The organism is Corynebacterium sp. (assembly GCF_012837295.1).
GTDB lineage: Bacteria > Actinomycetota > Actinomycetes > Mycobacteriales > Mycobacteriaceae > Corynebacterium.
Genome location: NZ_DURI01000226.1, coordinates 1 through 12,065, shown reverse-complemented (window position 1 = coordinate 12,065; position 12,065 = coordinate 1). Strand labels below are relative to the sequence as shown.

Genomic DNA, 12,065 nt, shown 5'->3' with positions numbered 1-12,065 from the left:
GCCGGGTGAACGACGGTATAACCCCAGGACGCAAAATCGTGTGGCTGCGCTGTGCAACTAACGTCCACGACCAGCGTCGGATTCGGGGCGCCGGCGCACGATTTGCGGGCCCCGAGCTGCGGGCGGGCGCTCCGACCCCGAGCTGTGGGGCGCAAGTGGGGGATGGGGCGCGGCGCGGGGCCGTGGGCGTCGCAAAGCAGCGAGGCCCCCCGCCCGCCCCGCCGCGCGCTACATCTCGTCGAGCAGGCGCAGGAAGGCAACGTCGCTGACCAGCGGAATCTCCTTGCGGTGGGCGTGCATGGCCTTGCCCACGAGCTCCTCGGGCGTGACGTCGGCGGGCCGGTTGCACACGAGCACGGACGTCTCGCGCGTCACCTTCTCGGAGTACGCGAGCCCGGCCTTCACGCCGGCGCCGATGATGTCGTCGGCGGGCGACGTCAGCTCGGGCGCGATGGCGAACTCCATGCCGGCCTTCAGCTTCCCGCCGGGCCGGTACTTGCCGGGGTTCGCCTGCGGCCGCGGCGCCTCCATCGCGTCGACGCGGACGCCGGATCGCTGCAGGCCGACGTGGTCGGCGCGCAGGTCGTCGGTGGGCCAGGTGGCGAAGATGCTTGACGACGTCCCGCCGGCACCCTCTTCGCCCTCGCCCCGATCGCGCTGCGCGCGCCAGAGGTCCACGAGCAGCTCGACGTCGCCCATGGTCCGCTCGCGCTCGGGCACGCCGATGTTGTCGACGCTGGCCACCGGCGACGGCGCATCCAACCCATACGCCCGGGCGACGCCGCGCAGTCGGGTGTCGGGGACGTCGATGGCCTGGCGGCGCGCGGTGACCAGAGTGTCCGTCACCGTCTTTGGCGCGGGGATCCGGCCGGCGCGCACGCGGCCGCGGCCACGGCCACGGCGGCCACGGTTCGCACGGTTCGCGTGTCGGCGCGCCCGCTTGGCCTCCTCGACGATGAACCCCCAGGTGCGGGGCAGATCGTGGGTGATCAGCTCCCGGCCGTCGAGGAATTCCCCGACCGTGCCCAGGACCGTGCCGAAGCGCGGGGCGCCGTCCAGGTCATCGGGCTCCAAACCGTGCAGATGCACCGGGCCCGGATCCTCCCCGATGGTGAACACGCCATGCCAGGTGCGGGTGATCTGCCCGTCGGCCGTGAACGTGGCCAACCCCAGCGACACCATCCGCGCCGACTTCGGGTGGATGCCCGTCGACTTCACCACCGCCGCGACGTACGGGGAGCCCGAATCCGGCAACGCCGAATCGGCGCCCCCCTCGACGGGGGACGCCTCTTCGGACGGGGAAGACGGGGCGGCGGGGACGTCGGCGTCGTCAAGCGAAGGACCCCGCTCCCCGGAGGGAGAGCGGTCCATCTACGCCTCGGCCAGCGCGCGGTTGACCGCGGAGGTGACGGCCTTCAGCGACGCGTACGTGATGGAGCCCGCGATGCCGCAGCCCCAGACCTTCAGGCCGTTGACGTCGGCCAGGACGTACGCGGCGGCCTCGGCGTCATCGCCGGCCGTGCGCGCGTGCTGGCTGTACTCCTGCACCTCGACGTTGATGCCCAGCTGCTCCAGCGCATTCGCGTACGCCGCCAGCGGGCCGTTGCCGTGGCCCGAAACGACCTGCTCCGAGCCCTGGTAGACCACGCGGGCCTGGACGCGGGTGTCATCGGACTCGACCTGCGGGGCATCGACCGTCAGCGCGATCTGCTCGACGGGGGCCTCGCGGTCCAGGTACTCGCCGGCGAAGATGTCCCACATCGCCTTGGAGTTGACCTCGCCGCCCTCGGAGTCGGTGACCGCCTGCACGACCGACGAGAAATCGACCTGCATCGAGCGCGGCAGGTTCAGGCCGTGGTCGGACTTCATGATGTACGCCACGCCGCCCTTACCGGACTGCGAGTTCACGCGGATGACGGCCTCGTAGGAACGGCCGACGTCCTTCGGGTCGATGGGCAGGTACGGGACCTCCCACACGGCGGCGCGCAGCTCGTCGTCGGTCAGCTTCTTCGGGTCGGCGCCCGGGCGGATCTTGTCGGCCATGGCGTCCAGGCCCTTGTTCACGGCGTCCTGGTGCGAGCCGGAGAACGCGGTGAACACCAGGTCGCCGCCGTAGGGGTGGCGCTCCGGCACGCGCAGCTGGTTGCAGTATTCGACGGTGCGGCGGATCTGGTCGATGTCGCCGAAGTCGATCTGCGGGTCGACGCCCTGCGTCATCATGTTCAGGCCCAGGGTGACCAGGCAGACGTTGCCGGTGCGCTCGCCGTTGCCGAACAGGCAGCCCTCGATGCGGTCGGCGCCGGCCATGTAGCCCAGCTCGGCGGTGGCGACGCCGGTGCCGCGGTCGTTGTGGGGGTGCAGCGACAGGATCACCGAGTCGCGGCGCTCCAGGTTGCGGTCCATCCACTCGATGGAGTCGGCGTAGACGTTCGGGGTGATCATCTCGACCGTCGACGGCAGGTTCAGGATCATCGGGTTGTCAGGGGTGGGCTGCATGACGGCGGTGACGGCGTCGCAGACCTCCTTGGCGTACTCGACCTCGGTGCCGGTGAAGGACTCCGGCGAGTACTCCCAGCGCCAGTTGGTGCCGGTGTAGTCGGCGGCGATGGTCTTGATCAGCTCGGCGGCGTCGGTGGCGATCTTCTTGATCTCGTCGCGGTTCTTCCGGAACACCACGTCGCGCTGCAGGATCGACGTCGAATTGTAGAAGTGAACGATGACGTTCTTCGCGCCCTCGCACGCCTCGAAGGTGCGGCGGATCAGGTGCTCGCGCGCCTGGACCAGCACCTGGATGGTGACGTCGTCGGGGATCATGTCCTTTTCGATGATCTCGCGGACGAAGTCGAAGTCGGTCTGCGACGCCGACGGGAAGCCGACCTCGATTTCCTTGTAGCCCATCTGCACCAGCAGTTCGAACATGCGGCGCTTGCGCTCGGGGCTCATGGGGTCGATCAGCGCCTGGTTGCCGTCGCGCAGGTCGACGGCGCACCACTGCGGGGCCTTGGTGATGCGCTTGTCCGGCCACGTGCGGTCGGGCAGCTGGAAGTCCTGCACCTCTACGTCGTACGGCTGGTAGCGGTTGGTCGGCATGGCCGAGTTGCGCTGCTTGTTCCAGGGGGCCTGGCCCTCGGGCATCTCACCGTCGGGGGTGGTGATGCGGGAGGGGGCGGAGATGAAGGCGTCAGTGGGGGACATGGGGTTCGACTCTACCTTTCGGGGCGATGCTCTTCCCGGTGCCGCCCGGTTGCGGTGGGCGGGGGCCTGTGGTGGCCCCGGCGCCGGCGGGAGGGTGCGGGGGATCGCGGTATGCGGGGATTCAAGGGGGGCTGGCCGGCACGTGGAAAAACCCGCGACGGGGAGCCGGCCCTTTACAGTCGAGCCCCGCCGCGGCACAGAAGGAGGAGTGCGCGCTGCATGTGATGCAGCCTACACACGGGGTGGGGGTGGCCCAACATGATTGCGCATGTGGGGGGAACGCCGGTTGCTTTGCTTTGCGACGCCCATGCCCGTGCCATCCTGTGTGGGTGGTCGACAACGAGCGTCGTGGTGGAGTGGTGCGTGCGGACGGCGCTTCCGGTGGAGGAGCGAGGCTGAGGTTCGTCGCGGTGCCGGTGATCGCCTGGTACGCAGCCACTCGCGTGGTGTTGGTTGCCGCGGTGGCGTTGGCGGTGGTGGCGGATCTGGCGGACCAGGGGTGGCCGGTGACGTGGCCGGGCGTGGCCCGGGATACGTGGACGGCGCTCAACTCGTGGGATGCGGCGTGGATGCGCGACATCGCCGAGCGCGGGTATTTCGGCCTCGAAGACGTCGACGGGGACCCGGGGCATTGGCGTTCGTTGGCGTTTTTCCCGTTGATGCCGTTCGCCATGAAGGCGCTGTCGGCGGCGACGGCCCTGCCGGCGGCGGCGTCGGGCGTGATCATCTCGGTCGTGGCCGGTGCGGCGTTCGCGTTTGCGGCCGCGGCCCTCGCCGGCCGTATGGGGTTGCCCCGCCGCTCGATGATCCTCGCGTCGGTGCTGGCCACCACGGCACCGATGGCCGTCGTGATGCTGATGCCCTACACGGAGGCGCTGTTTTTAGCGTTGGCGGCGTGGGGGCTGGTGGGCGTCGTCGACAAGCGATGGGGCCGCGCCGGGCTGCTGTTCCTGCTTGCGGGGTTGACCCGGTCGACGGCGCTGGGGCTGTTCATCGTGCTGGCCGTGGCGGTGATCGCGGGGGACCGCCGCAACCCGAGGGCGTGGGCGGCTGTCGTCGTGGCGCCGCTGGGGTGGGCGGCGTACCTGTTGTGGTCGTCGGCGCAGCTTCGAGACGCCGGCGGGTATTTCGGGGCGCAGGCGCGCGGCTGGAACTCCGAGGTCGACGGCGGTGCGGCGACGCTGCGCTGGCTGTGGGAGAGCCTGGGTGCCTCGCGGGAGACCGGGTACGCCATGTCAGCGGTGATCATCGTGGCGGTGGCCGCGACGTTGGCGTGGGCGTTCGTCGGCTGGGTGCTGGCGCGGATCGGGGCCGCGCGGGTGCGGCGTGCCGCTTCGGTTGCCGACTCCGCCGACGCCGATCCCTCCACTTCGACTGGCTCCTCCATCTCCGTCGGCTCCGTCTCCGCCGATCGCGCCCGCTCCTTCCCGGATCGATGGGGCGCGTGCTGGCCGGTGCTGCTGTTTTCGTGCCTGGCGGTCGGGCAGGTGCTGGTCAGCGACGGGCTGATGCATTCGCGGCCGCGGTTGTTCCTGTCCGGTGTGCTGGTGTTGCTGGTGTTCGCGCCGGTGCTCGCGAGGATGCGGCGTTTCGATCGATTCTGGATCCTCGCCGCCTGGATCCTCGGTTCCGCGTGGGTCGGCGCGTACCTGCTCGTGCCGTTCCCGTGGGCGATCTGACGGGATGATCTGATCGGGGCGGGACTACGCGCTCTTGCGGGACAGCACGACGGTGGAGGCGATCAACGCCACCAGCGCCGCGGCCATCCAGATCCACTGCCTGCCCTGCGCTCCGCCACAACTGTTGGCCACATCGAGTCGGCCGGGGCCGAATCACTCCCGTCCCAAGTGCCGGGAGTTGCGTTCATTTCGAAACACCAAGGCTGTCATCGACCTGGGGGTTCGTTGTGGGAGATGTTTCAAAATGAACGCGCGGACCATTCTTTGGGGCTGATGTGACGTGGCTGGTTGTCTTTGGGGCTGATGTGACGTGGCGGGTTGAGGTTGCCTGGAATTCCGCGATTTCGGCCGGTTCGTATGCGGGGGTCGGGACCGTCGGGCGTACCCCTGCCGCGCGAAAGGCGGGCTCGGGCCGGCTCCCGTCACATCTCCTCGTCGCATCTTCCCTTCACATGCGCCCCAAATTGAGATGGATCGCCCAAAATGGGACAACTGGGATGGGTAAAAGCCCAGGTCGCGGACCATCGCGATGTCCCATCTTGGGCGATCCGCCGAGTTATGGGGCACATGAGGTCCCAGCCGTGAACTGATGCGATGGGGCGGGTCGCGGTCCCGGTCGAGGTCGCGGGCGCGTGTTTTACGACGCCGCCACCGCGATGGGTCGGGTCGGGTCCCGGTCGCGGTCGCGTGCTTTACCACGCCGCCACCGCGATGGGCCGGGGCGAAGGCGGGGAGAAGAGGAGCAGGGGCGGGCAAGGAACCGAGGCGATGGGCCGGGGCGAAGGCGGGGGGGGAAGAGGAGCGGTTACACGCTCTTGCGGGACAACACGACGGTGGAGGCGATCATCGCCACCAGCGCCGCGGCCATCCAGATCCACTGCGTGCCCTGCGCCTGGAACTTCTCGCCGAGGACCACGTAACCCAGCACGAATGCCACGACGGGTTCGGCGCACGTCATGGCCGGCAGCGAATTGCGCAGCGCCCCGGCATTGAACGACGCCTGCTGCACCGCCACGCCGATCAGCGCCAGCGCGATCAGCGACCACAGCTCCCACGCCCGGAAGAACGCCCCCAAGTCCTCGGTGACCCAGATGTCCACCACGGCCTTCGACAGCACGGCGACGAAGCCGTACAACCAGCCCGTGGCCAAGCCGAGGACCAGCGCCTTTTCCGACCTCAACAACGTGCCTGCGGCGTGGTAGGTCACGGCGAACACCACCGCGCCGACGATCAGCGCCGGAATCCACCGCGACAACGGCGGCTGCGGATCACCCGGCAGCGGCCGCCCGAGAATCACCAGCACGGCCACGGCGATGGTCAGCAGGATCGCCCACGCGGTCTCCGACTTGGATATCCGCCGCCCGGCGATCTTGGCGGCCAACGGCAGGGTGAACATCAGCGACATCACCAACAACGGCTGGACCAGCAGCAATGTGCCAAACGCCAGCGCCGCGATCTGCAGCCCGTACCCGGTCATGGCCAGGATGACTCCGGCCCACCACTTCGGGCGCGACACCACGGCCCACACCCCGGACATGGTGCCGGCGCCGTCGGGCAGCTCGTCGGCGAGCCGGTGGCGGATGACCGTCCCCCACGCGATGGTCAACGCCGAGCCGAGGCCCAGCAAGACCGCGAGGAGTTGATTGTGCACGACGCCAGGTTACCTGCGCGTGGGCGTCGTAAAGCGGTGGCATCGGACGAATGTGCAATGGGGGTGCAAAGCGCTTGCGGCCACGGGAAACTCGGCGAGTCGCGGCGGCGACCACTGTTGTATCGTTTACGGGAAACCCGAGCGCGCGTGTTCGTGCGCGAAGGCAACCGTCCGGGCGGACTGCGCCCGGGCTGACGGACGATGAGGTCTGGAGGACGCCGACCATGGCATTGGTCGTACAAAAGTACGGTGGTTCATCGCTGGAGAACGCGGAGCGCATCCGCCGCGTGGCGGAGCGCATCGTGGAGACCAAGAAACAGGGCAACGACGTCGTGGTCGTCTGCTCGGCGATGGGCGACACCACCGACGAGCTGCTGGATCTGGCCAACCAGGTCAACCCGGTGCCGCCGGCGCGCGAAATGGACATGCTGCTGACGGCGGGCGAGCGCATCTCGAACTCGCTGGTGGCCATGGCCATCGCGTCGCTGGGCGCGTCGGCGCGGTCGTTCACGGGCTCGCAGGCCGGCGTGATCACCACAGAGCGTCACGGCAACGCCCGCATCGTCGAGGTGACCCCGGGCCGCGTGCGCGAGGCGCTGGACGAGGGCCACATTTGCCTGGTCGCCGGGTTCCAGGGCGTCAACCGCGAGACCAAGGACGTCACCACGCTGGGCCGCGGCGGCTCGGACACCACGGCCGTCGCGCTGGCGGCGGCGCTCAACGCCGACGTGTGCGAGATCTACTCGGACGTCGACGGCGTGTACACCGCCGACCCGCGCATCGTGTCGAACGCCCAGCGCCTGGACAACATTTCCTTCGAGGAGATGCTGGAGCTGGCGGCGGTCGGCGCGAAGATCCTGCAGCTGCGCTGCGTGGAGTACGCGCGGGCGTTCAACGTGCCGCTGCGCGTGCGGTCGTCCTACAGCAATGAAATCGGCACCCTCGTCAACGGATCAGTGGAGGATATTCCCGTGGAAGAAGCAGTTCTCACCGGCGTCGCGCACGATCGCTCGGAAGCGAAGATCACCATCTTGGGCATCCCGGACGTCGCCGGCCAGGCGGCGCAGGTGTTCCGCGCGGTGGCGGATGCGGAGATCAACATCGACATGGTTCTGCAGAACGTGTCGTCGATCGACGACAACCGCACCGACATCACGTTCACGTGCCCCCGCGAGGATGGTCCGCGTGCGCTGGAGCTGCTGAAGAAGCTGCAGGTCGAGGGCGACTGGCAGGATGTGCTTTACGACGACCACGTGGGCAAGGTGTCGCTTGTCGGTGCCGGCATGAAGTCGCACCCCGGCGTCACCGCGACGTTCTGCGAGGCGCTGGCCCAGTCGGACGTCAACATCGAGCTGATTTCGACGTCGGAGATCCGCATTTCGGTCCTGATCCGCGACACCGATCTGGATACGGCGGTTCGTGCGCTGCACGAGGCGTTCCAGCTCGGCGGCGAGGAAGAGGCCGTCGTCTACGCCGGCACCGGCCGCTAGACTTGGCCGGAGGGCCGGCCGGCGGGCCGGGTTTTTCACCCGGCCCACCGGCGTCAGGTTCGCGCGGGTCGGGTTCACCGACCCCGTACACGAGTTTTTACGTTTGACACTTTTCGGTTCCGCTGCTGCGGGGCCGGAACCCCCAGGAGGGTTTCACATGACCACCATCGCCATCGTCGGTGCCACGGGCCAGGTTGGCCGCGTGATGCGCAGCATTCTCGCCGAGCGGGATTTCCCGGCGGACAAGATCCGTTTCTTCGCGTCGGCTCGTTCGGCGGGCAAGACCATCGAGTACCGCGGCGAGGACGTCGTGGTCGAGGACGTCGCCGCGGCGTCGGACGAGGATCTGAAGGGCATCGACATCGCCCTGTTCTCCGCCGGCGGCACGCTGTCGAAGGAGCAGGCGCCGCGGTTCGCGGCGGCCGGCGCGACGGTCGTGGACAACTCTTCCGCGTGGCGCAAGGACCCGGAGGTGCCGCTGGTCGTCTCCGAGGTGAACCCGGCCGAGGCGAAGAACCCGCCGAAGGGCATCATCGCGAACCCGAATTGCACGACCATGGCGGCGATGCCGGTGCTCAAGCCGCTGCATGACGAGGCCGGCCTGCAGCGTCTGCGGGTGTCGTCGTATCAGGCGGTGTCGGGGTCCGGTCTGGCGGGCGTGTCGACGCTTGCTGATCAGGTCCGCGCCAACGAGGCCGGAATGGAGCAGCTGGCCACCGATGGTTCGACGCTGCAGGCCGGTGATCTGGGCCCGTACGTCGAGCCGATCGCGTTCAACGCGCTGCCGCTGGCCGGCGGTCTGGTCGACGACGGCTCGCTGGAGACGGACGAGGAGCAGAAGCTCCGCAACGAGTCCCGCAAGATCCTGGACATTCCGGAGCTGGCGGTGGCGGGCACGTGCGTGCGCGTGCCGGTGTTCTCGGGCCACACGTTGGTGGTGCATGCGGAGTTCGAGCGTCCCATCGACGTCGAGCGCGCAACGGAGCTGCTTTCCGACGCCCCCGGCGTGAAGGTCGTCGACGTTCCGACGCCGCTGGCGGCGACGGGCATCGACGTGTCCCTGGTTGGCCGCATCCGCGTGGATCAGTCGGTGCCGGAGGGGCGTGGCCTGGTTCTGGTCGTGTCGGGCGACAACCTGCGCAAGGGCGCGGCACTCAACACGGTGCAGATCGCCGAGCTGCTGGTGTAGCTTCCGCGCGCCCGGCCGTGGGGCGCGTTCTGTCCCGTCACATCGCGGTGAGGTGGCGGTTGCTCGGCTCGTCCTCGTCGTCGGCGGGGTCGTCGCCCCGTCCCTCCGTCGCCGCGACCAGATCCTGGCGCGCGCGGGCCACGCGCGAGCGGATCGTGCCCACGCGGACGCCCGCGATGTCCGCGGCCTCCTGGTACGTGTAGCCGAGCACCTGGGTCAGGATCAGCGCTTCACGACGATCCTCGTCCAACGACTCCATCAGCACCCGCGCGTCGACCAGTTCGGCCCACGACGTGCCGGTCGACGACGCCTGAGTCGCGTCCTCCCACTCCACGGCGGACTTGCGGGGGCGGGCCATGTCGTGGCGCACGGAATCGACCCACGCGCGCCTGGCCAGCGACAACAGCCACGTCCGGGCCGATGAGCGGCCGGCGAAGCGGGGGAGCGCCGACATGACGCGAAGGTACGTCTCCTGAGTCAGATCATCGGCGACGTCGGCGTTGGCCAAGTGCGCCAGCAGGCGCCATACGTCGGTCTGCGTGGCGCGGATGAACTCGGTCAGCGCGGCGCGGTCACCGCGGCCGGCCTTCAGGGCCAGGGCGGTGACGCGGTCATCTTCGCGCTGCCGATCAGTCATGCCGCAACCTTAGCAAGGCGACACCCGTGGGGGTACCACCGATTAGCCTTCCCCTTTCAATTGTGGCCTATCTATAGCGCACAACTGATAAGTCGGGTACGATGAAAGTCGACGCCGGAAAAACCCCGTCATGTGGCCTGCGACACAAGGCATAATGACGGCAGACCGGCCCCACGTGGTCGTCGCAAAGCAAAAGCCACCGCAACCCACCGCCCGCGACGACCCAGAAAGAGAAGGAGCACCACCCAATGACCTCCAGCAAGGACATCGCCGACCAGGGCCTGGACACCGGGACCTCCAACGGCCCCACCACCCGCCTCAACGGCGCGCCCGCCTCCTCCGAACAGCACTCCGTGACCACCGGCCCCCAGGGCGGCGTGCAGATCCACGACGCGCACCTCATCGAGAAGCTCTCCCACTTCAACCGCGAGCGCATCCCGGAGCGCGTCGTCCACGCCAAGGGCGGCGGCGCCTTCGGCGAACTTACCGTCACCGAAGACGTGTCCAAGTACACCAAGGCCGGCCTGTTCCAGCCCGGCGCCGTCACCCCGATGCTCGCCCGCTTTTCGACGGTCGCCGGCGAGCAGGGTTCCCCCGATGGCTGGCGCGACGTCCGCGGCTTCGCCCTGAAGTTCTACACCGACGAAGGCAACTACGACCTCGTCGGCAACAACACCCCCGTCTTCTTCATCCGCGACGGCATCAAGTTCCCCGACTTCATCCACTCCCAGAAGCGCCTCCCCGACACCGGCCTGCGCGACGCCAACATGCAGTGGGACTTCTGGACCTCCTCGCCCGAGTCCGCCCACCAGGTCACCTACCTCATGGGCGACCGCGGCATCCCCAAGACCTGGCGCAACATGGACGGCTTCGGCTCCCACACCTACCAGTGGATCAACGAAGCCGGCGAGCGCTTCTGGGTGAAGTACCACTTCAAGACCCGCCAGGGCTGGGACTTCTACACCGACGCCGAGGCCGAGGAGCTCGTCGGCAAGGACACCGACCACTCCCGCAAGGACCTCTTCGAAGCCATCGAGCGCGGCGACTACCCGACCTGGGACGTCAAGGTGCAGATCATGCCCTTCGACGAGGCCGCCGACTACCGCTGGAACCCCTTCGACCTGACCAAGACCTGGTCCCAGAAGGACTACCCGCTCATCCCCGTCGGCCACTTCACCCTCAACGAGAACCCCCGCAACTTCTTCGCCCAGATCGAGCAGGCCGCCTTCGCGCCGTCGAACCTCGTCGAGGGCATCGGCTTCTCGCCCGACAAGATGCTGCTGGCCCGCGCGTTCTCCTACGCCGACGCCCACCGCTACCGCCTCGGCGCCAACTCCGACCAGCTGCCCGTCAACCGCCCGACCGTGCAGGTGAACACGTTCTCGCAGGATGGCGCGGCCACCCACCGCTTCGCCGACCCGAAGCTGCCCGTCCACGGCTCCAACGCCGCCGGCCGCGGTTCGCAGGAGTCCGCCGACCACGGTGACCTGGGCCTCTGGGCCGCCGAGGGGGAGGAGCCGTTCCGCGGCGCCTACCTGCAGCACCCCGAGGACGACGACTTCATCCAGCCGGGCATTCTCGTCCGCGAGGTCCTCGACGATGCCGCCCGCGACCGCCTCGCCGGCAACATCGCCGGCGCCATGGACGGCGTCAGCCCCGAGGTCGAGGAGCGCGTCTACCAGTACTGGACCAACGTCGACGAGTGGCTCGGCGCCGAGGTGCGCAAGCGCTTCACCGCCAACAAGGGCGCGTAGGGGGGGCTAGGGGCCCCTCCGCCCAAACCACGGGATCTAAACCACGGGATCGATGTTGATCCCGTGGTTTTCCCGTCTCTGGGCATTGATCCCGCGTTATGGATCCCGTGGTTTGCGATCGCGCCGGCTGATCCCGTGGTGTGCGATCCCGCGTCGGGGGCTCGTGGCCAGTTTCGTGCATTTATGGTGCCTCAGCTTCAAATATGAAGCCCACGACCTGGGGAAACGGGAACGTCGTTCCCGGGGGTGTAACCAGATATGCACGAAATGGGAGCGAGGGCCGGCTGCGCATTCGCGGGCATCACGATCAGGGCGGTGGTAGCCGGCAGTCTCGTGCCGAGGAGATGCCACCGAAAACCGCGACCTGGGGAAACGTGGTTATCGACGCGGCGTTGTCATCTCCTCGGCACGAGCTGGCGCGTGAGGCTTGAAGGGCGTGGGCGTGGGCGGGGCGGGGAAGTGCCGGAGGG

Annotated in this window: 8 protein-coding genes; 4 read left to right on the top strand and 4 right to left on the bottom strand. The window is 68.6% G+C overall.

Annotated elements, in window-relative coordinates:
• Positions 1-228: 228 nt before the first annotated feature.
• Together GX015_RS07475 and leuA are read right to left on the bottom strand one after the other, a co-directional pair.
• Positions 229-1,371 carry a DNA polymerase III subunit epsilon gene (locus GX015_RS07475; protein WP_291344039.1) on the bottom strand — a complete coding sequence of 381 codons (1,143 nt, stop codon included), beginning with the start codon at positions 1,369-1,371 and terminating at the stop codon, positions 229-231.
• Positions 1,372-3,195, bottom strand: coding sequence for a 2-isopropylmalate synthase (leuA, locus tag GX015_RS07470; protein ID WP_291344038.1), 1,824 nt, complete (start codon positions 3,193-3,195; stop codon positions 1,372-1,374).
• A gap of 329 nt (positions 3,196-3,524) precedes the next feature.
• Between leuA and GX015_RS07465 the strand changes: the two genes are divergently transcribed.
• Positions 3,525-4,874, top strand: coding sequence for a hypothetical protein (locus GX015_RS07465; RefSeq protein WP_291344036.1), 1,350 nt, complete (start codon positions 3,525-3,527; stop codon positions 4,872-4,874).
• Between the two features lie 805 nt (positions 4,875-5,679).
• On the opposite strand, the gene GX015_RS07460 is transcribed toward GX015_RS07465, so the two are convergent.
• A complete protein-coding gene (locus GX015_RS07460; protein WP_102213469.1) occupies positions 5,680-6,525 on the bottom strand; it encodes a DMT family transporter in 846 nt (281 codons plus the stop codon).
• A gap of 224 nt (positions 6,526-6,749) precedes the next feature.
• Here GX015_RS07460 and GX015_RS07455 point away from each other — a divergent pair, with 224 nt between their 5' ends.
• A complete protein-coding gene (locus tag GX015_RS07455; protein WP_291344034.1) occupies positions 6,750-8,015 on the top strand; it encodes an aspartate kinase in 1,266 nt (421 codons plus the stop codon).
• Positions 8,016-8,172: 157 nt separating this feature from the next.
• A complete protein-coding gene (locus GX015_RS07450; RefSeq protein WP_102213465.1) occupies positions 8,173-9,204 on the top strand; it encodes an aspartate-semialdehyde dehydrogenase in 1,032 nt (343 codons plus the stop codon).
• A gap of 37 nt (positions 9,205-9,241) precedes the next feature.
• Here GX015_RS07450 and GX015_RS07445 read toward each other — a convergent pair whose 3' ends face one another.
• A complete protein-coding gene (locus GX015_RS07445) occupies positions 9,242-9,841 on the bottom strand; it encodes an RNA polymerase sigma factor (RefSeq protein ID WP_291344030.1) in 600 nt (199 codons plus the stop codon).
• Between the two features lie 248 nt (positions 9,842-10,089).
• Here GX015_RS07445 and GX015_RS07440 point away from each other — a divergent pair, with 248 nt between their 5' ends.
• Positions 10,090-11,595: a catalase gene (locus GX015_RS07440; RefSeq protein ID WP_291344028.1), complete on the top strand. Its 1,506-nt coding sequence runs from the start codon at positions 10,090-10,092 to the stop codon at positions 11,593-11,595.
• Positions 11,596-12,065: the final 470 nt, after the last annotated feature.

Bases quoted from the DNA above. Each gene is read 5' to 3' on its own strand.
- GX015_RS07455 (WP_291344034.1), top strand. From the start codon at position 6,750: ATGGCATTGGTCGTACAAAAGTACGGTGGTTCATCGCTGGAGAACGCG.
- GX015_RS07450 (WP_102213465.1), top strand. From the start codon at position 8,173: ATGACCACCATCGCCATCGTCGGTGCCACGGGCCAGGTTGGCCGCGTG.
- leuA (WP_291344038.1), bottom strand. From the start codon at position 3,195: ATGTCCCCCACTGACGCCTTCATCTCCGCCCCCTCCCGCATCACCACC.
- GX015_RS07445 (WP_291344030.1), bottom strand. From the start codon at position 9,841: ATGACTGATCGGCAGCGCGAAGATGACCGCGTCACCGCCCTGGCCCTG.
- GX015_RS07475 (WP_291344039.1), bottom strand. From the start codon at position 1,371: ATGGACCGCTCTCCCTCCGGGGAGCGGGGTCCTTCGCTTGACGACGCC.
- GX015_RS07440 (WP_291344028.1), top strand. From the start codon at position 10,090: ATGACCTCCAGCAAGGACATCGCCGACCAGGGCCTGGACACCGGGACC.